Genomic DNA, 20,921 nt, shown 5'->3' with positions numbered 1-20,921 from the left:
CGGAAAGACCGATAATCTAGCGCGTTTGCGGCATCTCGGCAGGATCGGCGGTATCGGTATTAAGCAGACGTTCGAGACGCATGAGTTCGCCGAGCGACCACGCCTGGAATGGCGTGCCACCGGGCGTATGCGGCGCATCGCCGTCCGCGACTTCGGAAACGTGGTCCAGCCCGGCGTGATGCAGATGGTTGCGCAGCGGCTTGAGAAAACGCTCGCGGGCCACGGCTTTGGATGCTTGGTCGTCGCCATGAACCCGCAGCCACGCTTCGACAAACGGGCCAATCAGCCACGGCCAGACCGTGCCCTGGTGGTAGGCGCCATCGCGCTCCAGCGGCGTGCCGGTGTAGCGGCCCTTGTAGGCAGGGTCATTCGGTGACAGCGTCCTGAGTCCGAGCGGCGTCAACAGGAGCTGCTCGCATTGATCGACGATAGCGCGAGCCGTTGCGCTACTGTCGATCACCGCGAACGGCAGTCCGCCCACGGCAAAAAGCTGGTTCGGACGAACGGAACGGTCAAGCTTGCCCGGCTCGTGATCGGCGTCGACTACGTCGTAGAGCGCACCGCTGGCGGGATCGATGAAACGTTGCTGGAAAGCCTGGGTCGCGCGCGTGGCCAGTTCGGTCCAGCGCGGGCTCCACGCAGCCGCGATGCGCAGCGCGTTGATCCACAGCGCCTGCACTTCCACCGGCTTGCCGACGCGCGGCGTCACCACCCAGTCGCCCACTTTCGCGTCCATCCACGTCAGTTGCACGCCGGGAACGCCGGCCCGCAGCAGCCCATCGTCCGGATCGGCGGCGATCTGGAAACGCGTACCGCTTGAGTAACCGTCGAGAATGCCATCGACAGCTTGCTGCAACCGGTCCTGCGTTTCACGTTGCGCGTGGCCTGTCGCGAGATAGTCGTGCACGGCGATCACAAACCACAACGATGCATCCACCGAGTTGTATTCCGGCGCACCGCTGTCCGGAAAACGATTCGGCAACATGCCTTCGGAGAGGGTCCCGGCCCATTCGAGCAGGATCGATTCGGCGTCGCTGGATCGGCCGGATGCGATCAGCAGACCGCGCATCGCGATGAAGGTATCGCGGCCCCAGTCAGTGAACCACGGGAAACCGGCGAGGATTGTGCTGCCCTCGTTTCGCGCCACGATGTAAGCGTCCGCGGACCGATGCAGCGGCGTCAGGAAGGCTGTGCGACGTGCTCGTTCAATGTCAGCAAGCTGCTTCGCCGTATCGATCGCATTCGTCGTCGCGCCCTCGTTCGCGCTGAACACGAGCACCGCTTCCCCAAGCGATAAATCGAACGAAAAGACGCCGGGCGTGGCGAGGTCTTCGTTGAAATCCATGCCGCGTTCGCGCTCGACGGTGTAGCAGAAGTTGCGATACCAGTCGGGCGCATGAACATACGATCCATTCGATGCCGCGACCACCGCCGGCACATCGCCATACGCTTGCCAGCGCACCTGATCGCCCCTGGCGGCGTAGTTGAAGTTAAACGCGGAGTTCTCGTGATGCAGCGCGTGATAGTCGCGACCGGAAAGCAAGGGCCGAACCTTCAGCGTAAATGCCTCGCCGTCGAGCCGCCAGCGCAGCACCGTCTGCGCGCTCTGCTTCGCGACGAATAGTTCGGCGGTCAGGATATGGTTATCGCCGACCTGGAAGCGCCACGTGGGCCAAGGGTCGGTATCGAAGGAAAGCAGGCTTTCGGATGGGTCCGGCCAGACCGAACCGGCACCATAACGCTGCATGGACAGCGGAATGCGCGTCTGCCCCGACGCGTCTTCCAACCAGGCTTCCACGCCGTTCACCAGCACCATGCGTCCCGCCGGCGGTTGCGTGGCCGTTAGAAGCAGTGCGTGATATCTGCGGGTCCGTTCAGTGCCGGCTGTGCCCGATGCAAAACCGCCAAAAGAATCGGCCTCAAGCCATTCGTCGTTGAGACAGCCTTCGCTGGCCGGACATTCGAGGCGGGTCATTTTTGGGGTTGCTGCCGGTATGCGCGAAGACCCTTGGTCGCCTGAGCCCGAATCTTGTTCTGCACGAACGACGACCAGCCGAGCAGCCAGCCCTTGAGTCCGAGCGCCTGGCGGCTCCAGGTCCAGAGGTCGAAGCTGTCGTGATGTTCGACGATCAGGCCATCGCGAATCGCAAAACGCGCATTGATACCATTGACCACGTTGCGCCCGGTCTGCGTGAAACGATAAGTCGCGACCCATTTCGCCGTCGCCGTCTGGCCGACGGTCTGGATGTCGCTGAACGTCAGTGAGAATTCGCTGGCGCGCGAGATCAACATGCGCCACATGTCGCCTGCTTCGCGGCCTCGCAGTACGCCGAACACGGGATCGCTGAACTGCACGTCCGGCGCGTAGCACGCCGCCATTGCTTCGGCGTCGGAACGCTGAAAGGCTTCGTAGAAGCGCTGGATCAACGCGGCGTTCGGGTCCGTCATATTCGGTCTCTTCTGGAGGAAATTAGCTGACCGCGGCTACAAGGCTTCGATTGTGCAGCTTAAACCATGAACATGGACACTGCGTGAATGATCAGGCCCACCGCGCCGCCCACCAGCGTGCCGTTCACCCGGATGAACTGCAAGTCGCGGCCGACGCTCAGTTCCACGTCGCGCACGAGCGTAGCGTCGTCCCAGTTGCGCACCGTCGCGGCAATATGCTTGGCGATGCCGTCGCGCAGATCCGGTGCGAGCGACTTGAGCGCGTCGCGCATGTGTTCGTTGATCGATTCACGCAGCGCCGGATCGGTCCCCAGCGCGGTCGCGAACGACGCCGATGCACCCGTGACTTTTTTGTGCAGCGTCGAATCTGCCTGAGCGAGATCACGGCGCAGCCAGTCCTTGAATTCGTCCCACAGGCCGTTCACGTAGGTTCGCAATTCCGGGCGTTCGAGCCATTCGCGCTTGTGCTGGTCGATACGGGCGCGGAACGCCGGATCCGTCTTCAGGCGTTCGATAAACCCTTCCACCGTCCGGTCAAATGCCTGACGGCGCTCGTGTTCCGGGTTTTCGCTGATGTCGTGCAGCCACTTGTTCGCGCCGCGCACGAGGCCGCCCGCGAACTTGTTACCGAGGTCTTCGGCGCTCAGGCCCACAAAACCGAGCATACCGATCAATTTCGGATATTCCTCGCCGGCCACGTCCAGGATCTTGGCCGCGAGGATGGCCTGCACTTCCTCGCGATCGAGCCATTGGGCGAGTTCACGCAAGCCCTCGTCGAGCAGCATTTGATGGCGCCCATCCGCCGTCAGCGTGGACAGCAATCCGCCTACCGCGCCGGCCAGGTCGAATTGTTCGGCGCGGCGGCGCAGGGCTTCGTGAAGCATCGTTTTGACGCGTTCATCGTCGACGAAATCGAGCATCTGGGCCGCCGCCGCGACCGCTTTTGCACCCAGGAGTGCCGCGTTTGCGGGTTCCGCCAGCCAGATCGCGAGACGGCCGGCGGGGTCGAAGGCGTTCACGCGAGCGACCAGCGCGTCGGTGCCGAGAAATTTGTCGCGGACGAATTCGGCGAGGTTATCAGCTACGCGCGCCTTGTTCGCCGGGAGGATGGCGGTGTGCGGGATCGGCAGCCCGAGCGGGTGTCGGAAGAGCGCGACGATCGCGAACCAGTCGGCCAGTGCGCCGACCATGGCGGCTTCGGCGAAGGCCGAGACCCACGCCCACGGGCCGGCGTCGTGTTGGCTCTTGGCGAGCACGAATAATGCCGCTGCCGCGACCAGCAGGCCGGCGGCGAACCATTTCATCTTTTTTAGTGCGAGTGCTTTGTCCTGCGTTGGCATCGTGGTCTGGGGGTTTCTTGGTGGAATAAGGCCGCCAGCATACCAGTGACAATGGCCGCAGGTGAATGGTCGTGGGGTGCGGTTCCGGGGCTTTAGGTTTTAGGGTTAGCGGTTGGGGGTTGATGCCGGGTTGGTGCTTTCGGTGTTAGCGGTCGGGGTCTATGCCGAGTTGGTGCTTTCAGCGTTAGCGGTCTGCGAGAGTCGGATTTTCTCTTTATCACTGTTAGCCACTGCGCGTGGCGGCGCGTCATTTCTTTGTCCAAAGCGACAAAGAAACGAAGCAAAGAAAACGCTTTCAAACCACGCTACCCTAAGTGTCCACAGCGTGCGATTTCTATTCATAGGTGCCCCAAAAGCACGGTGCTCGCCAGAACCACCAATGTTTGAAACCCTCCTTCTCCGAACACGGGTTCTGACACGCTTCGCCACCAGTGATTGAACCTGCCCAAGGTTCACCCCGCGCTATCCGCGGACAACCACCCACCAAATATGTATGCGCGACGAGCCTCGTCGCCAACCCACCCACAAACCAAACCAAGCCGCGCCGCGCCGCGCGGTGCATGAGGCCCTACCGACGAGAATGGCTGGTCAGAGCACGTTGCCAACCCATCTAGAAACGAAGCGTCGAAGACGCGTGAGGCCGTGCTGGTTCTTGGGCAATCGTGCTTGTCCGAGAGCACTGGTGGCGAAGCGTGTCTATGTCAGGATTCGCGAGAAGGAGGGCTTCAAACATCCGTGGCTCTGGCGAGCACCGTGCTTTTGGGGCACCTATGAATCAAAACTGCACGCTGTGGACACTTAGGATAGCGTGGTTAAAAGCGCTTCTTTGCTTCGTTTCTTTGTCGCTAAGGACCAAGAAATGACGCGCCGCCACGCGCAGTGGCTAAAAGTGATAAAGAGAAAATCCGACTCACGCAGACCACTGACACCGAAAGCACCAACCCGGCCCAAACCCCGACCGCCAACCCTGAAACTAACGCACCCCGCCCATCCGCCCATCCGAAACCCCAAGTGCAAACGAACACCCCTGTGAAACCAAACCCGTGCTGGACTTGCTATCATCGTGCGATGGTCGAAATCCGGCCACACGGCCGCATTCAAGTGCACAGCGGGCGCTAACCCGCCCCGTCACCACGACCAACAACGCGAACACGCTCGACACGTCGAGCACCCACAGGCAGACATAAAATGGCAGCAGACATGGACGTCAGGCAACGCTTTTTCCCGCACACCCAGGACGAGCTGAAGGAAATCGCGTCCGACATCCTGCGGCATGCAAAGGAGCTCGGCGCCACCGACTCCGCCACCGAGATCTCGGAAGGCGACGGCCTCTCAGTCAGCGTGCGCCGCGGTGAAGTCGAAACCATCGAGCACAATCGCGACAAAATGGTCGGCGTGACGGTGTTTATCGGGAATAAGCGCGGCAATGCCAGCACCTCGGACTTCACGCGCGCCGCGCTGAAAGACACGGTCGCCGCCGCCTACAACATCGCGCGTTTCACCGCCGAAGACAGCGCCGCGGGTCTCGCCGAAGAAGAGCTGCTGGAAAAGGCGCCGCAAGATCTCGATCTCTACCACCCATGGGATATCGACGCTGAAGAAGCCGCCGATCTCGCCCGTCGAGCAGAAGATGCCGCCTTCGCCGTCGATAAACGCATCCAGAACTCCGAAGGCGCGAGCGTCTCGGCGCAGCACTCGCAGTTCGTGCTGGCTACATCGCGCGGGTTCATGGGCGGTTATCCGTTCTCACGTCACTACGTGGCGTGTGCGCCCATCGCCGGTTCCGGCCGCGACATGCAGCGCGACGACTGGTACACATCGAAACGCAACGCAGCCGATCTCGCCGAGCCGGAAGCCATCGGCCGGTACGCCGCGCATCGCGCGCTTGCCCGCATGGGCGCACGCGGGCTCGATACCCGCAAATGCCGCGTGATGTTCGAAGCACCGCTGGCAGCCGGCATCCTGGGCGCCTTCGTGCAGGCGGTGAGCGGCGGCGCGCTATATAGAAAGACCACGTTCCTTGTCGATAGCCTCGGCAAGCCGGTGTTTGCGCCGCACATCCAGGTGCTGGAAGACCCGCACGTGAAGGGCGGCATGGGCAGCGCGCCTTTCGACGAAGAAGGCGTGCGCACGCAACGCCGCAACGTCGTGGAAGACGGCGTGGTGCAAGGCTATTTCCTGTCGACGTATTCGGCTCGCAAACTGGGGATGAAAACGACGGGCAACGCAGGCGGTTCGCATAATCTCTCGCTGCGCAGTTCGCTGACCAAACCTGGCGATGACTTCGAGGAAATGCTCAAAAAGCTGGGCACGGGCCTGCTGCTGACGGAACTGATGGGGCAGGGCGTGAACTACGTCACCGGCGACTATTCGCGCGGCGCATCCGGCTTCTGGGTGGAGAACGGCAAAATCCAGTATCCCGTTGAAGAGATCACGGTCGCCAGCACGCTGCAGGAGATGTTCCGGCACATCGAGGCGATCGGCGCGGACACGGTCGTGCGCGGCAACAAGGAAATTGGCTCCGTGCTGATCGAAAAGATGACGATCGCGGGGCAGTAAGGGAGCGTCTGCGGAAGAGAAAAAGCCCGGAACGATGAGCGTCGTTCCGGGCTTTTTCAATGGCAAAGCGTGAAGCGCGATGGATTAGCCCACAAGTGGATTGAGACCGCGAAATCCGAGGCTAAGCCGTGCGGCGCTCGTAAACCACGAACGAATAGTCGAAATCATCTGGCGCTGCCGCGTGATGCGTCTCCCGCGAGACCTCGTTCCAGACGGCTGCATCGGGTGCGTCGATGGAAATGTCGCCAGGAAAATCGGCATCGATTTCGGTCAGGATCAGCTTGTGCGCGAGCGGCCACCCTTCGCGAAACAACTCGGCGCCGCCAATCAGGAACACTTCACCGGCGTTGTCGCGAGCGGCGAGCGTCAGTGCATCGGCCAGCCGGGTCACCGTATCGCAGCCGTCGAAGCGGCGCTCGGCGTCCCTGGTCACGACAATATTGTGCCGTCCCGGCAACGCGCGCCCAATGGACTCATGCGTCTTGCGTCCCATCACAATGGGCGCGCCCATCGTCGTGCGTTTGAAGAACGCGAGGTCTTCGGGCAAGCGCCAGGGCAATTGGTTGTTGCGTCCGATCACGCCATTGCGCGCGCGGGCGACGATCAAGGTCAGCGTCGTCATGATGTGTAGATCCGTATCCGGCTTCAAGATAAATCAAGCCGCAAATTCTACCCGACGTCTGCCGGCCACCGCCGCGAACCTGCTCACCCCGCGTCCGGGCCGCTCACCATCGCCGCGCCGCGCAAGCCATGCGCGACCATCAGCCTGTACAGCGTTACCCGCGAGATCCCCAATTCCGCCGCCGCTTCGCTGAGCTTGTGCCGATGCCGCAGCAACGTCAGTTCGATCGCGCGCTTCTCGGCGGCATCGCGGGCTGCGGCCAGCGTGGTCGATTCAATGCCCGTGCAGTGACCGAGCCCGAGATCGTCGGCCGTGATCAGCTTGTTCTCCGCCATCACGATCGCTCGCCGCACGCGGTTGATCATCTCGCGCACGTTGCCGGTCCAGGCGTAGCTGTACATCGCTTCGATTGCGGACGGCGCAAAGCCGATGATCTTGCGCTTGCCGTCGATCCTGAACTTGTGCAGCACGTGCAGCGCGAGAATTTCGATGTCCTTGCCGCGCACCCTCAGCGGCGGCTCGTCCACGCGCAGCACGCACAGCCGATGGAATAAATCGGTACGAAACCGGCCACTGGCGATGGCGGCTTCCAGATCGATGTGGGTCGCGGAAATGATCCGCACGTCGACGGCGACAGGGTCGTGCCCGCCGAGCCGGTCGATCTTGCGTTCCTGCAGGAAACGCAGAAGATGCACCTGGCTGTCGAGCGGCAGGTCGCCGATTTCATCGAGGAACAACGTACCGCCGTCGGCTTCTTCCACCCGGCCGATCTTGCGCTGGTTCGCGCCCGTGAACGCACCGCGCTCGTAGCCGAACAGCTCGGACTGAATCAGGTGATTGCCGATCGCGCCGCAATTGATCGCCACGAACGGGCCCTTGCGGCGCGGCGAGCGTTCGTGAATAGCCACGGCCGTCAATTCCTTGCCAGTCCCCGATTCGCCGGTGATGAACACGTTCGCGTCGGTGTTCGCGACTTTGCGGATCGTGCGAAAGAGCTGCTGCATGGCCTCGCAGGTGCCGACCATCTGCTCGTCGCCGAACACGGTCGGGGTATCGGCGAGGTCGATGTCGCCAAGGCTCACCATGCCGTACGCGTGGTCGACGAGGTAACCGATGATCGGGTTTGAGAACGGACCCTTCACGAAGTCGAAGCAGAAATGCCGGATCAAGTGGCAGACGACCGGATCCGCGAGATGGGTGTCGTCGGTGAGGGCAATCCAGCCGGCGCGCTGATGACGCAGCGCAGGCTCGAGCGCGGCCAGCTCGCGCGCCGAAAAACTGGTCATGTCGACGATACCGGCGACCGGCGTATCGGTTTTGAGCACGTTGGCCTGGGTGGCGAGCGGCCCCGCGGATACCTTCCAGCCAAGGCTCTTCAAGTACGCGACAAGCGTCTCATTCGGCGCCTGGGCGATGTAGAGCAGGTTGCGAACGGCTGTCGCCGCGTGGGGCGACGGGATGATCGCGGGAGCCGACACACCGGAGAGCTCAGATGTGATCCGGTTGTCAGCAGGGAAGGCTGCGATCGGCGGCATTGACGCCAGTGCGGTTTTATCGGATACGGGTACGGACACGGCGGCGGATTCGAGCACGAGCGACCTCCTTTTTGCAACGGACGCACACGCTGTCCCGGCGGACACGGCGGTGCAATGCGCTGTCTATCCATATGGTCGTCGAGCAGGACACTGCTTTAAAGCCCGGTAAGCCCGTGAGCCCGGCTAAGTCCGATGCCTTCCTCGCGTGAATGCGCGGCAGGCCTATGTGTATGCCTATGAACCGCGTGAACACGCGGCCCTGCACTCCGCTACCCGGTGAGCAATGCAGTCAGTGTCCTACTGTCCGTCGTGTCGTTCAAATCCTGTTTGCCTGCGTTGTTGCGAAGCTGCATAGCCGCATCGCGTATCTCGCGGTCCGTTCTTCAGGCGAACCGCTTTGCGCCGGTTTGTACATTCCCGGCTACTGCGTCCTCTGGGCGCCCGCGCTTGCGACGTCCCCCGGTGCGGAGCGGCTGGCTGCATCAACGGGAATGGGAGCAGGCAGTGGCGGCTTGATCTCATCCCACAGCGTGACGCTGGTCGTGTGCACCGTGGCGGGCGACTCTTCCGTCGTCGCCGTGACTTTTTCAAGCGCTGTGCCGGCCCGGACCGCAGGCGCCGACGCAATGGGTTGAATCGATGCGGGCAGAGCCCGTTCCATTACAGGATTAACAATAATGCGCTCGTTCGATGCGCCTTCGCCAGCATCGGCGCTTCCAATTTTTCTTTCCATAAAAATGTCTGGCGGATTTGGCCTGGTTGCGAATGTTTCATATTCGGACACTACCGGCGCAGAGGTGAGCTGGATCACGCGATCATCGTTTGCAGTATTTTGGGCGCAAACGTTCTCCGTTGAGCTGCCCAGTACAAACCACACGGCACTAATGACGGCAATCTTATGGGCCGTCGCAGTATTTTCTTGTTTGACAACGCAGCCGGTGCTTTCCATGGCGCTCTCCCTGATTCACAGTCATTTAGCGAAACATATGCCATCGCATGCAATCCGTTGCTGTCATTGGGCGTGCGGCAAGCTAACTGAAAAACTGAATCAGAAAAAACGCGAAAACGTTTCAAGAGTGAAACGACAGCCGGTTAACGGCCATTTTTATCAAAAATTGCGTAAATCGTATTGTCTTATTTAAACTATTTGCAAAATGCTTATTAAAACCCGGCCTCGTTGTTGAAACGCACAGTGACCCTGCTTCAGGAGGGGTTTGCAGACATTGTTGCGGATATTTGTTTTCGAAGTATTCGCTTTATAGTAGTCTCTCAAAAACAGCATCTGAAACAAAACAGGTTCGCATAGAACCACGCGACAGTACTCGTCGCTTCCGGGGTTTCACCGTTTGCAGTTTTCCGAATGACCGTTCGCTTGGGGCATGCGAGTCTTCGACGTCTGCAGCGTGGTTGAGGGCAATTACCGGCGCGACCTTTTCAACGACCGTTGACGAAAGGATCAGAACAATGGAAGTCGCTCGGCGGCAACTAATCTACGTGACTCGTGACCCGAGTGCGCCGTTGTGTGCGCGGTTTGAGGAGAGGGGCTGGCACATAGAGGTGGTATCGAACGCGAAGGACGCACGCCGTTGGCTTCGCAACGACCTGGCAACCGGTGGCTTGCTCGATCTCTCAAGCAGCTTTGAAGCACACGAACTCGCAGCACTCGAAGCGTCGCTGACGCTGACCAATGTTGGCTGGGTCGCGGCCACCGTGACAGGTCAACTTGAAGATGCGGCCGTGCGTCGGCTGATTCGCGACTACTGCTTCGACTACGTCACCTTACCCACATCGAATGATCGCGTAGTGGACGCAGTCGGCCATGCTTATGGAATGGTGGCGCTGCACGAGAACGCCTCGAACGACGCACGAGACGGCCGCGCCGAGGGCGAAATGGTCGGTTCGTGCGACGCCATGCTCGCGTTGTTCCGCTCTATTCGCAAGGTTGCCATGACCGACGCGCCCGTGTTCATCTCGGGCGAATCGGGCACGGGTAAAGAACTCACTGCAGTCGCCATTCACGAACGTTCGGTAAGGCGAGAGCAACCGTTCGTCGCCATCAATTGCGGCGCGATTCCCGCTCACCTGTTGCAATCGGAATTGTTCGGGTATGAGCGCGGTGCGTTTACCGGCGCAAATCAACGCAAGATTGGCCGGGTGGAAGCGGCTAACGGCGGCACGCTGTTCCTCGATGAAATCGGCGACTTGCCGCTCGAAAGCCAGGCAAGCCTGTTGCGTTTCCTGCAGGAACGCAAGGTTGAACGGCTTGGTGGGCATGGGTCGACCCCGGTGGACGTGCGCATCATTTCGGCCACCCACGTGGATATGCAGACGGCCATGATCGAAGGCCGGTTCCGTGCCGACCTGTATCACCGCCTGTGCGTGCTGCAAATCGATGAACCGCCGCTGCGGGCACGCGGCAAGGACATCGAGTTGCTCGCCAAGCACATGCTGGATCGATTCAAGAAGGACGCGAGCCGGCGCCTGCGGGGTTTCGCGCCCGATGCCATTGCGGCCATTCATAACTATGGCTGGCCGGGTAATGTGCGCGAGCTGATCAATCGCGTGCGCCGCGCTATCGTAATGTCGGAAGGGCGGCAGATCAGTGCGCGTGATCTTGAGCTTGGCGAGTACGTGGAAGTGGCGCCGGTATCGCTGGCACAGGCACGGGAGGCTGCGGAACGGCAGGCCATCGAACTCGCTTTGCTGCGCCATCGCGGCCGTCTTGGCGACGCCGCGCAGGAACTCGGCATTTCGCGGGTCACGCTGTACCGCCTTCTGAGCGCGCACGGCATGCGGCACATTGAAGTCGATGCACCGACGGAGCACGTCACGCGCGGCTAAGGCCGCGTTTGACGGCCGCCCGTCGGCCGCTTGCCGGTTGCCAAAAGTCGCCAAGGTTTCTACCTGATACATTAAAGCCCGGGGTTCTCCGGAACGCCGCGGATCGCTCACATTCGACCCCCCGAAAGACGCCTTCGCACCTCGCCCTCCGGCGCTTGGTAAAATCGTGGTCTGGTTTTATCGGCGGCTGCATTTCCCCCAACTTCCCGCATTTTCCATGGTTAGAGGAATCTGGCGCGAAAGTGCGCCGCAAACGCGCGGAAATGTTCTGCCAGAATAGCGATACGCCCTCTTTTTACGAACGACTCTCCTCATGATCCAGTACCAAGAACTGCTCAAAGACATTCTCGAACGCGGCGCTCGCAAGATGGACCGGACCGGCACGGGGACGATCAGCACGTTTGGCCGTCAGTTGCGTTTCGATCTTGCGGAGGGGTTTCCGATCGTCACGACCAAGCGCATCCACATGAAGAGCGTGGTCTACGAGCTGCTGTGGTTCCTGAACGGCGATACAAACATCAAGTACCTGAACGACAACGGCGTGACCATCTGGGACGAATGGGCCGATGAAAACGGCAACCTCGGTCCAGTGTATGGGCATCAATGGCGCTTCTGGCCCAAGAGCGACGGCACGGTGGTCGATCAGGTGAGCGCGCTCGTGCATCAGATCAAGACGCGGCCTAACTCGCGGCGGTTGATGCTGACCGCCTTGAACGTGGCGGATTTCCCGGACGAGTCCATGTCGCCGGTCGATAACGCCCGTGCCGGCAGGATGGCCTTGGCGCCTTGCCATTGCCTCGCGCAGTTCTACGTGAACGAAGGCAAGCTGAGCTGCCTCTTGTATTGCCGCAGCCAGGACGTGTTCCTGGGCACGCCGTTCAATATTGCGAGTTATGCATTGCTCACGCACATGCTCGCGCAGCAATGCGATCTGGATGTAGGGGAGTTAGTCTGGACCGGCGGTGATTGCCATATCTACCTGAACCATCTGGAGCAGGTGGACTTGCAATTGAGCCGCGAGCCGTATCCACTGCCGAAGCTCGCACTCGCGAGAAAGCCCGCGTCCATTTTCGATTACCAGTACGAAGACTTCGTGATCGAAGGGTATCAATATCATCCGGGCATCAAGGCGCCGATCGCGGTTTAGATCGGTATGAGCGTGCAACGACCTCAGCCTTCCCGCGTTCCGGCTTCAATCAACTGAAGCCAGAACGCCTGCCCTTCAAAACATCACGGCGTAACGATGTTGAACATCGGGTCGAAGGTGTCGAGCAGGGCTAACAACTCGCTGACCTTCTGGCCGTTGCCGCTGATCTTGGCCGCGTCCAACGGTGCTTGCGCGCCGCCCATCAGCAACCTGGTGAAATCACTCTTGCTCATGGTGAGCGTAGCGTCCGGGTTCGCGAGCGTGACGCCTTCGGTGTAAATCAGCACCGAATTACGCAACTCAATGCCGTACTTCCGGCTGTCGCCAAGATTCCAGTTGATGACCGCGTGCTTGCCGTCCGCCTTCGGACCGTTGAGCCGGATACCCATGTAGTCGAGCAGCATGTCAGGGCTCATGGCGGCAACGGCATCGGCAGTTGCCGTATTGATGCCTTTGCCCTTCGGCACGCCGTTGCGCAACTCGAACGCGCCCATCAGGTATTCATTGCGCCAGGTCGGGTTCTCAGTTTGGTAGCCGAGTTGCTCGAGCGCATCCGCTTCAAGCTCGCGCGCAGCCTTGTTCGACGGATCGGCGAATACGACCTTGTTCATCACGGTCGCGACCCAACGGTAATCACCCTTATCGAATGATTCTTTTGCCTTCGCCGTCACCGCGTCGGCGCCCCCCATGAACTCGACGAAACGCACCGATTCTTCTTCCGGCGGCAGCGGGTGCAGGTTAGCCGGATTCGAGTCATACCAGCCAAGATAGCGCTGATAGATGCCCTTCGCGTTGTGATTCACGGACCCGTAGTAGCCGCGGTTAAACCACTTCTTGCCGATGCCGTCGGGTAGCTGAACCTGTTCTCCGATCTCCGTCATGGTGTAGCCGGCATTGGCCAGGCGCAGCGACTGGTCGTGGAGATACTTGAGCATGTCGCGCTGGTCCGCCATGTAGTTCACCACCTTCTGACGGCCCCAGGTCGGCCAGTGATGCTGCGCGATCACCACGTCCGTGCGGTCGCCGTAGCGGAGGATGGCTTCGTTGATCGTCTTCCACCATTGCACCGTATCGCGCACTTGCGCGCCGCGCAGCGTGTACAGGTTATGCATGGTGTGGGTGGTGTCTTCGGCCGTGTCGAGCAACTTGAACTGTGGCATGTAGATCAGCATCTCGGAGGGCGCTTCGGTGCCGGGCGCCATCTGGAACTCAAACTGAATACCGTCGATAGTGCGGGTATCGCCAGTTTTTTCCACGGTGTCATTCGGCTGGATCAAGCCGAGATTGCCGCGCGATGTGGTCTTGCCGAGTCCCGCATCAATTTGGCCTCGGGCGCTTGCCGGCAGCATCGCGCCGTATTGATACAGCGAGCGTCGGCCCATGGCGTTGCCCGCATAGATGTTCTCCGCCACCGCTTCCCGCAGGAAGCCTTCGGGGGCGAGCACCTTGACCTTGCCGCTCTTTACATCAGCTTCGTCGATCACGCCTTTCACGCCGCCGTAGTGATCTGCATGACTATGCGTGTAGATAACGGCGACCACCGGTTTCTTCGGCCGATGCTGGAAGTAAAGATCCAGCGCAGCGCGTGCAGCTTCGCGCGTTGTCATCACGTCGATCAGGATGATGCCCGTGTCGCCTTCAACTATCGTCATGTTGGCGAGGTCGAGTCCGCGCACCTGATATACGCGGTCCGTTACCTTGAACAGGCCAGTGAACATATTCAACTGAGCGATACGCCACAGGCTCGGATTGACGGTGTCCGGCGCCTCGCCCTTCAGGAAGTTGTACTTGTTCAGGTCCCAGCTGGTGCGGCCGTCATCGGTTGGGAACGTGCCGGTCGCGAGCGTGCCGATGAAACCGCGTTGCGCGTCGTCGAAATCGGTTTTGTCGGCGAAGGGGAGTTGCTGGTAGACCGCCAGATTGTCCTGACGGGTGATGGCAGTGGCATCCTTGGCGGGCGCGAAAGCGGCTTGCTGCGCGAGCGCGAAGGGCGTGGCAAGCAAGCTGAGAGCCGCGAGCGCGGTAAGCGTGAGCCGGTGCGGCATTGCGTTCATTATTATCTCCATTGACAGGCTGTGTTTTTTTGCGTTGCTCATGCCTGATCTGATGCAAGGCGCGGTATGGATTTCGCGGAGGATTCCGTTACGATGTTTTTTCGTTGATTCAGGTCATTGAATTCAGTAATTTTGTATTCCTAATAATGTTGATTTGGCATATTTCCTTCTGAATCAACAAGCGGATCGAGCTCGCGCCCTGGATACGAAAGCCAGCCAAAAACTTTACATGTGAATGGATTGTGTAAGTGTCATATTTCGTCGGCACGTAATTACGGCCCTTCGGCCTGACCGTTCAGGCGGAAGGGCCGTAGCCGTGTGGTGCGGGAGCTTTTTATGCCCGCGTTATTGCCTGTTCTGTGCCGCTAGACGCCGGTAAGGACGGCGGCGAAATGCCGCTCGCCAGCGGGCGTAACTCGCAGGACCCGTCGCTTGGCGGTCGTCTCAAGCCAGCCGTGTTCCGTGCACGCATCGAGAAACGCCGCGCCCAGTGCGCCGCCCAGATGCGGCCGGCGCTCGCTCCAGTCGATGCACGTGCAGGCGAACCGCCGACGGCGTGCTTTCTGCGCGGTGAGATCAATACCGAGCCGCGAAAATTCATCGACTCCCTGCGGCGTTGCATCGAGCGAGGTGGGACCGGGCCGCTTTGAACCATCCGGCACGCCGCCCTGTGCGCCCTGCACGACTTCCAGCCACTTCGATGTCAGCATCCGGTCGAACAGCCGCACAGCCAGTTCGCCCGCGAGATGGTCGTAACAGGTCCGCGCATAGCGCATGTCGAGCGGCACGGCGGACGCCGGCCGCGGCGGCGGCCGATGCGCCTGCGCCGCTTCCCGCAGCGGCGCGCTGGCATGCGCCAGGTTAGCCAACGCTTCAATTGCCATCGCGATGTCGGGTGTTGCAATGCGGTAGTACCGGTGCCGTCCGCTCACTTCGAGCGCCAGCAGGCCGCTCTCGACCAGCCGGGTGAAATGCCCGCTGGCGGCGGACGGCGAGATACCGGCGATCATCGTGAGTTCACCGGCAGGCCGGGCAGTGCCGTCCATCAGCGACCAGAGCATTGCGGCGCGGCCGGGGTCCGCAAGCAGGGCGCCTATGCGCGATAAACCGGGAAACGGGCGTGCATCGTCGTGATTGAGCGTCATCGCGGCCTCCTTGGATTGACTCTACTTTAGCCGCTTGGTGCACGCGATGTTTCATCGAAACGTGAAGTATCGATTCCACGCCGGAACTCAACCTGAGCGCCGCGCAGGCCCCGCGCTAGAATGATGTTTCGCATTGAGTGAAGGTTGTGCAGGGGATTCCCATGGTGAAAATTTTGATAGCAACGCTGCTGATGGCGGCGTTTGCGGGTTGTGCGGGAACGTCGGGCGGGTCGTCGTCGGCAGGCGGATCGAGCGGCATCACCATGTACGGGGTGATCGATCAGGGCGTTTCCGTGCGCAAGTAAGTGTCGAGCAGTGTCGGAGCGCATAGGAGGGCATCCAGCGCGACGCCGAGCGTTTTTTTGAGACTCGTATAATTCGGCAATTCCACTTACCAGGCAGGCCCGTCCGGCTTGCCTTACATCTACATGAAACCTGCCGCGTCCATTTCCCCATCCACCGATGCCCCGATCACCGACCGGTCCGAAACCACGTTTCGTTTTCTGGCCGAACCCACCTCCGTCAATTTCGGCGGCAAGGTTCACGGCGGTGCGCTGATGAAGTGGATGGACGAGACGGCTTACGCGTGCGCCGCGGTCTGGTCCGGACGCTATTGCGTGACGGTCAGCGTGGGCAATATCCGTTTTCGCCGGCCGATCCTGGTGGGCAACCTGGTCGAATTGCGCGCCCGCGTGGTCGCAACGGGGCGCACGAGCATGCATCTGCATATCTCGGTGCACGCCGGCGATCCGAAGAGCGGCGTGCTGCAACAGACCACGGATTGCCTGATGGTGTTCGTCGCCGTCGATGAACAGGGCAAGCCCGTGCCGGTTCCTTCGTTCGTTCCCGTGACGGATGAGCAAAAGCGATTGGCGAAATATGCGATCGACGTCAAGGAGGCGTTGGACGCGATCGTGGAATTGAAGCCGGAAGAAGTGGCGGCCGGGAAGGTTTAAAAGAAGGCGCGCCGGCAGGAAGATCTGCCGGCGCAGCGTTTCCGTACCATAAGCACGTTGCTGCTTACGATCCGGTGGTTAGTATTACTACAAAACTGGAACGAGGCTTCGGGCTCGCAAGTCACGTAAAACCCATATATAGCCGCTGAATCGGCCGTCGTGCGGCGTTATATCGAAAGACGGAGCAAACAAATAGGACGTTTCTCATTCATGAGTGTGTGCGTTATCGGCATAGTTCTGCGCACTGCGTAGAAGGTCTGGAAAGACCGCCGAACGGTCCCCGAAGGGACAGCGACCGGCTTATCGCGCAAACATCCAACATGAACTGAGGAAACGCCATGAAGCGGACGGCCGGCTACAACAATTCGGTTGCCTACACGGCTGGCTACTTTCAAGAGCAAAGTCCGACGTTCCTGAACGCCTGCCTCGCGATGCAGCGCGTATCGCCGCCTTCCGTTGAAAACTTCACCTACTGCGAGCTGGGGTTCGGCCAAGGCCTGACTTCGCTGATTCTTGCAGCAACGCATCCGAACGGCGCCTTCTACGCCTGCGATTTCAACCCGGTGCACGTACGCAGCGCATCCGCTATACGCAATGAAGCCCGCTTGTCGAATCTCACCTTGCTGGAGAACAGTTTCGACGATCTCGCGCAAGGGAAGGTCGAGCTGCCCTTGTTCGACTACATCACGCGGCACGGCATCGTCTCGTGGATTTCCGATGAAACCCGCGCGCAGATCATGAGATTCCTGACGCGTTATTTGAAACCGGGCGGTGTCGTGCAAGTGAGCTACAACGCGATGGTGGGTTGCGCGCAGGTGCTGCCGTTGCAACGCTTGCTGATGATGGGAGCCGGGGGAGGAAGCGCTGCGTGGACCAAGGCGTCCGACTTCGCCCGGAAGATGGTGGATCTGGACGCGCTGCACTTTAAGCGCAACCCGGATTCGCTGGGCCGGGTCGAGGGTTTCGACAACCAGGATGAACGTTACCTCGTTCACGAGTATCTGCACGAGAAGTGGACGCCGTTTTACTTCACCGACATCGTGCGCGAAATGGCTGAAGCGAAGCTCGTCTTCGCCGGCAGCGCGCGTTTCGCCTACATGTCGCCGGTGGGATGGCTGGGCGAACAACAGCGGGAAATGCTGGAGACGGTTAGCGATCCTATCGACGCGGAAGAGCTTCGTGATTACTTCGCGAACCGCGGGTTTCGCTCGGACATCTTCGTACGCGCAAAAGCGCCGCTGAATGACATTGGCTTGCGCAAACAGGCTGAATACATTCATTTGTGGGGCAATTCGGCTGTCCAATACAAAACGACGGTGGCTCTCGAACATGCCACGCTCACGCGTAGTGACACGTTTCATAAACCGCTTTTCGATCTGTTGCGTCGCTCGGAAATGACGCTCGCACAGGTTTTCGATGCACCCGAGTTCTCCGGCCTCACGCTCGACGCCATCTTGAAGCTGCTGCGTTTGTCGATAGCGGTTGGCGAAACGTTCGTGCGCTACGGCGAGATGCACCCGCGAGCGGCGGCTGACCGGCTAAATGCCGTTTTGCTTGCACGGGTCGAACGGGGCGAAGCTTGGGGTGCGCTGGCGTCGCCCCGGCAGGGTGGCGGCGCGGGTATCAGCGTGCTGGACCAACTGATGCTGGCGTCGCTGCACGCTAAGGCTGATCCGATAAAAGCGATTCCCCGGGACATCGACGAACTGGTCGACCGTGTCACGCGCTCGCTGGCTGCAACCGGCCTCAGGCTGCAAGTGGGAAATGCCGATGTACCGCCGGAAGAGACGCGCACACGCGTGCGTCATATTTTTGAGGATTCGGGCAACGCGCTCGTGGAGCACGCGATCGGGCTGGACTTCCTGGCTGCGCAAAAAGCATCAGTGCGCTAACCAGAGGCAGCGGTCGATCAAGCGATCAAGCGATCAACCGATCAACCGCCGCTCCCTATCCAGACGTTACTTCTTCCCCACCATGTCTTCCGGCTTCACCCATTCGTCGAATTCCGCTTCGGTCACATAACCGAGCGCCAGCGCGGACGCTTTCAGCGTCGTGCCTTCCTTGTGCGCTTTCTTGGCAATCTTCGCAGCCTTGTCGTAACCGATATGCGGATTGAGCGCCGTCACAAGCATCAGCGATTCATTCAGCAAGCTCTCGATCCGCGATTCGTTTGGCTCGATCCCGACCGCGCAGTTGTCGTTGAAACTTTGCGCGCCGTCGGCCAGAAGACGCACCGATTGCAGCACGTTGTGCGCGATCATCGGGCGGAAGACGTTGAGCTCGAAATTGCCGCTCGCCCCGCCGATATTCACCGCCACGTCATTCCCAAACACCTGGCAGCAGAGCATAGTGACCGCTTCGGATTGAGTCGGGTTGACCTTGCCCGGCATGATCGAGCTGCCCGGTTCATTCTCGGGAATCGACAACTCTCCAAGCCCGCAACGCGGTCCGCTCGAGAGCCAGCGGATATCGTTGGTGATCTTCATCAAGCCCGCCGCGATGGTCTTTAGCGCGCCGTGCGCGAACACGAGCGCGTCGGCGGCGGCCATGACTTCGAACTTGTTCGGCGCAGTTTCAAACGGCAAGCCGGTCAGCTTGCCGATCACGCCGGCCACCTTCACCGCAAACTCGGGATGCGCGTTCAAACCCGTGCCAACCGCCGTGCCGCCCAACGCCAATTGATACAGGTGCGGCAAAGTCGATTCAACGTGCCGGATGCCCTGATCCAGTTGCGCGACATAACCCGAAAACTCCTGTCCGAGCGTAAGCGGCGTTGCGTCCTGCAAATGCGTGCGGCCGATTTTCACGATGGAATCGAATGCCTTCGATTTTTTATCGAGCGTCTCGCGCAAGGTCTTGAGCGACGGCACCAAATGCTTGACGATCGCGACCGCGGCGGCAATGTGCATCGCGGTCGGGAAGACGTCGTTCGACGACTGCCCGCGATTCACGTCGTCGTTCGGATGCACCTTGCGTTCTTCGCCGCGCACGCCGCCCATCAGCTCGCTTGCCCGGTTTGCAATCACCTCGTTGAGGTTCATGTTGGTCTGCGTGCCGGAACCCGTTTGCCACACGGCGAGCGGGAATTCATCGGGGTGTTTGCCTGCCAGAATCTCGTCGGCAGCGGCGATGATCGCCTTTGCTTTATCGTCGGCGAGCACCTTCAATTCGGCATTTACTTCCGCCGATGCCCGCTTCACGATCGCGAGTGCATCGATCAGTTCCGGCGATTGTTTCTCGCTCGAAATCTTGAAGTTCTGCAAGGACCGCTGGGTTTGCGCGCCCCAGAGTTTTGCGTTCGGCACGGCGATTTCGCCGAAAGTATCCTTCTCGAGTCTTGCGTCGTCCGTCATGGCTTCATGCTCCTTCGGCTTGGCTATCAGGTTCGGGGTTCAGTCGGGTTCTGCACGTTTCAGAATCTAAAAATTCAAAGCTGCGAGTCGACGGGCAGCAGCATGAACAAACCCGTCAACACGTTGCGATATAGGCCCGCTTGCGGGTCGAAATTGTAGGTACGGACCTGGCCATCGTCCTCGGTCGTCCAGACGAGCGGGGACATTGGCGAGCCGGTGTACTTCAAGCCCGCAAGCACCGCGGGCGAAGCGAGTTCCACACGATACGCCCTTGCTGGCGCAGTGCCGGCATCGAACAATCGTGCGGCTTCGCTCGCAATTTGCTGGTTGTAGATCACCAGCGCGAGTTCCGTGTTGAGCGACGCCGAGCGCGGGTCCAGGTTCATCGACCCAATCACGAGGATACTGCGATCGATCATATAAGCCTTGGCATGCAGGCTTGCGCGCGATTGCGAGCCGAACAGCCCGGCGCTTGGCCGTCCGTCACCCTCGGCCTGCACCGGCTTGAACTCGTATAACTCTACGCCCGACTTCAGCATCGGTACGCGATACGGCGCGTAACCCGCCTGCACCGCGACGGCGTCGGTGGCCGCCAGCGAATTGGTCAGCACCTTCACCTTCACACCGCGCGCCGTGATGGCGGCGAGTGCTTTCACGCCCTCGTCGTGCGGCACGAAATACGGCGAAATGATGAGGACTTCGCTACTTGCGTGATTTGCCAGTTCGATCAGGCGCTGCATCGGCGGGCTTTTGTAGTCCTTGTCGGGATGCTCGATCTTTACCGGCGAGTCAGCTTCGAACTCCGTGCGTGTCCAGGTCAGGCCCAGTCCATCCTGTGTTATCTGCTGCGCAATCGGCGTGGCGGTGAGCGGCTTGGCGTTCAGCGGATCGGCTTGTTCTTTCCAGTGTTGACGCAGGTCG

At 60.4% G+C, this 20,921-nt stretch carries 16 protein-coding genes; 6 read left to right on the top strand and 10 right to left on the bottom strand.

Annotation, left to right across the window (positions count from 1 at the left end; translation table 11 throughout):
• Positions 1–16: 16 nt before the first annotated feature.
• Genes GSQ93_RS32600 through GSQ93_RS32590 form a run of 3 tightly spaced genes read right to left on the bottom strand, consistent with a single transcriptional unit; the run spans position 17 to position 3,788 of the window.
• Complete coding sequence (locus GSQ93_RS32600; protein WP_158940054.1) at positions 17–1,975, bottom strand: amylo-alpha-1,6-glucosidase; 1,959 nt, start codon at positions 1,973–1,975, stop codon at positions 17–19.
• Positions 1,972–2,448 carry a nuclear transport factor 2 family protein gene (locus GSQ93_RS32595; protein WP_158940053.1) on the bottom strand — a complete coding sequence of 159 codons (477 nt, stop codon included), beginning with the start codon at positions 2,446–2,448 and terminating at the stop codon, positions 1,972–1,974. Before GSQ93_RS32595 ends, GSQ93_RS32600 begins: the two co-directional genes overlap by 4 nt.
• Before the next feature lie 59 nt (positions 2,449–2,507).
• Complete coding sequence (locus GSQ93_RS32590; protein WP_158940052.1) at positions 2,508–3,788, bottom strand: DUF445 domain-containing protein; 1,281 nt, start codon at positions 3,786–3,788, stop codon at positions 2,508–2,510.
• A 1,188-nt stretch (positions 3,789–4,976) separates the two neighbouring features.
• Here GSQ93_RS32590 and pmbA point away from each other — a divergent pair.
• Complete coding sequence (gene pmbA, locus GSQ93_RS32585; RefSeq protein WP_089163352.1) at positions 4,977–6,347, top strand: metalloprotease PmbA; 1,371 nt, start codon at positions 4,977–4,979, stop codon at positions 6,345–6,347.
• A gap of 121 nt (positions 6,348–6,468) precedes the next feature.
• On the opposite strand, the gene GSQ93_RS32580 is transcribed toward pmbA, so the two are convergent.
• The 3 genes from GSQ93_RS32580 to GSQ93_RS32570 form a co-directional block, all read right to left on the bottom strand.
• Positions 6,469–6,969: a dihydrofolate reductase gene (locus tag GSQ93_RS32580; protein WP_158940051.1), complete on the bottom strand. Its 501-nt coding sequence runs from the start codon at positions 6,967–6,969 to the stop codon at positions 6,469–6,471.
• Between the two features lie 83 nt (positions 6,970–7,052).
• Entirely contained in the window at positions 7,053–8,504 is a 1,452-nt protein-coding gene (locus GSQ93_RS32575) for a sigma-54 dependent transcriptional regulator (protein ID WP_158940130.1), read from the bottom strand.
• Positions 8,505–8,925: 421 nt separating this feature from the next.
• Complete coding sequence (locus GSQ93_RS32570) at positions 8,926–9,453, bottom strand: hypothetical protein (RefSeq protein ID WP_158940050.1); 528 nt, start codon at positions 9,451–9,453, stop codon at positions 8,926–8,928.
• Between the two features lie 515 nt (positions 9,454–9,968).
• Between GSQ93_RS32570 and GSQ93_RS32565 the strand changes: the two genes are divergently transcribed.
• Together GSQ93_RS32565 and GSQ93_RS32560 are read left to right on the top strand one after the other, a co-directional pair.
• On the top strand, positions 9,969–11,345 hold the full coding sequence (locus GSQ93_RS32565) for a sigma-54 dependent transcriptional regulator (protein ID WP_158940049.1): 1,377 nt from the start codon (positions 9,969–9,971) through the stop codon (positions 11,343–11,345).
• A 313-nt stretch (positions 11,346–11,658) separates the two neighbouring features.
• Positions 11,659–12,492 carry a thymidylate synthase gene (locus GSQ93_RS32560; protein ID WP_158940048.1) on the top strand — a complete coding sequence of 278 codons (834 nt, stop codon included), beginning with the start codon at positions 11,659–11,661 and terminating at the stop codon, positions 12,490–12,492.
• A gap of 83 nt (positions 12,493–12,575) precedes the next feature.
• On the opposite strand, the gene GSQ93_RS32555 is transcribed toward GSQ93_RS32560, so the two are convergent.
• Positions 12,576–14,546 carry an alkyl/aryl-sulfatase gene (locus GSQ93_RS32555; RefSeq protein WP_254074185.1) on the bottom strand — a complete coding sequence of 657 codons (1,971 nt, stop codon included), beginning with the start codon at positions 14,544–14,546 and terminating at the stop codon, positions 12,576–12,578.
• 365 nt (positions 14,547–14,911) lie between these two features.
• The gene (locus GSQ93_RS32550; RefSeq protein WP_158940047.1) at positions 14,912–15,691 is read right to left on the bottom strand and encodes a helix-turn-helix transcriptional regulator; all 780 of its coding nucleotides are present in this window, start codon (positions 15,689–15,691) and stop codon (positions 14,912–14,914) included.
• A 161-nt stretch (positions 15,692–15,852) separates the two neighbouring features.
• On the opposite strand from GSQ93_RS32550, the gene GSQ93_RS37690 reads away from it, so the two are divergent.
• The 3 genes from GSQ93_RS37690 (at position 15,853) to GSQ93_RS32540 (ending at position 18,539) form a co-directional block, all read left to right on the top strand.
• Positions 15,853–15,996 carry a hypothetical protein gene (locus tag GSQ93_RS37690; protein WP_174254707.1) on the top strand — a complete coding sequence of 48 codons (144 nt, stop codon included), beginning with the start codon at positions 15,853–15,855 and terminating at the stop codon, positions 15,994–15,996.
• A gap of 123 nt (positions 15,997–16,119) precedes the next feature.
• Positions 16,120–16,647 (top strand): acyl-CoA thioesterase, encoded by a 528-nt coding sequence (locus GSQ93_RS32545; protein ID WP_158940128.1) that lies wholly within the window; start codon positions 16,120–16,122, stop codon positions 16,645–16,647.
• Between the two features lie 338 nt (positions 16,648–16,985).
• The gene (locus tag GSQ93_RS32540; RefSeq protein ID WP_158940046.1) at positions 16,986–18,539 is read left to right on the top strand and encodes a class I SAM-dependent methyltransferase; all 1,554 of its coding nucleotides are present in this window, start codon (positions 16,986–16,988) and stop codon (positions 18,537–18,539) included.
• A 66-nt stretch (positions 18,540–18,605) separates the two neighbouring features.
• Here GSQ93_RS32540 and fumC read toward each other — a convergent pair whose 3' ends face one another.
• A complete protein-coding gene (gene fumC, locus GSQ93_RS32535; protein WP_158940045.1) occupies positions 18,606–20,000 on the bottom strand; it encodes a class II fumarate hydratase in 1,395 nt (464 codons plus the stop codon).
• A 74-nt stretch (positions 20,001–20,074) separates the two neighbouring features.
• A partial coding sequence (locus GSQ93_RS32530) for a phospholipase D-like domain-containing protein (RefSeq protein WP_254074184.1) occupies positions 20,075–20,921 on the bottom strand: 847 nt, incomplete at its 5' end.

Source organism: Burkholderia sp. S171, from assembly GCF_009766085.1.
GTDB lineage: Bacteria > Pseudomonadota > Gammaproteobacteria > Burkholderiales > Burkholderiaceae > Caballeronia.
Note: the sequence above shows the minus strand (reverse complement) of the source record. Positions and strands in the feature narration are given on the sequence as shown.

Bases quoted from the DNA above. Each gene is read 5' to 3' on its own strand.
- GSQ93_RS32600 (WP_158940054.1), bottom strand. From the start codon at position 1,975: ATGACCCGCCTCGAATGTCCGGCCAGCGAAGGCTGTCTCAACGACGAA.
- GSQ93_RS32560 (WP_158940048.1), top strand. From the start codon at position 11,659: ATGATCCAGTACCAAGAACTGCTCAAAGACATTCTCGAACGCGGCGCT.
- GSQ93_RS32570 (WP_158940050.1), bottom strand. From the start codon at position 9,453: ATGGAAAGCACCGGCTGCGTTGTCAAACAAGAAAATACTGCGACGGCC.
- GSQ93_RS37690 (WP_174254707.1), top strand. From the start codon at position 15,853: ATGGTGAAAATTTTGATAGCAACGCTGCTGATGGCGGCGTTTGCGGGT.
- GSQ93_RS32590 (WP_158940052.1), bottom strand. From the start codon at position 3,788: ATGCCAACGCAGGACAAAGCACTCGCACTAAAAAAGATGAAATGGTTC.
- GSQ93_RS32595 (WP_158940053.1), bottom strand. From the start codon at position 2,448: ATGACGGACCCGAACGCCGCGTTGATCCAGCGCTTCTACGAAGCCTTT.
- GSQ93_RS32540 (WP_158940046.1), top strand. From the start codon at position 16,986: ATGAAGCGGACGGCCGGCTACAACAATTCGGTTGCCTACACGGCTGGC.
- GSQ93_RS32575 (WP_158940130.1), bottom strand. From the start codon at position 8,504: ATGCCGCCGATCGCAGCCTTCCCTGCTGACAACCGGATCACATCTGAG.
- GSQ93_RS32550 (WP_158940047.1), bottom strand. From the start codon at position 15,691: ATGACGCTCAATCACGACGATGCACGCCCGTTTCCCGGTTTATCGCGC.
- GSQ93_RS32545 (WP_158940128.1), top strand. From the start codon at position 16,120: ATGAAACCTGCCGCGTCCATTTCCCCATCCACCGATGCCCCGATCACC.
- GSQ93_RS32555 (WP_254074185.1), bottom strand. From the start codon at position 14,546: ATGAACGCAATGCCGCACCGGCTCACGCTTACCGCGCTCGCGGCTCTC.
- GSQ93_RS32565 (WP_158940049.1), top strand. From the start codon at position 9,969: ATGGAAGTCGCTCGGCGGCAACTAATCTACGTGACTCGTGACCCGAGT.
- fumC (WP_158940045.1), bottom strand. From the start codon at position 20,000: ATGACGGACGACGCAAGACTCGAGAAGGATACTTTCGGCGAAATCGCC.
- pmbA (WP_089163352.1), top strand. From the start codon at position 4,977: ATGGCAGCAGACATGGACGTCAGGCAACGCTTTTTCCCGCACACCCAG.
- GSQ93_RS32580 (WP_158940051.1), bottom strand. From the start codon at position 6,969: ATGACGACGCTGACCTTGATCGTCGCCCGCGCGCGCAATGGCGTGATC.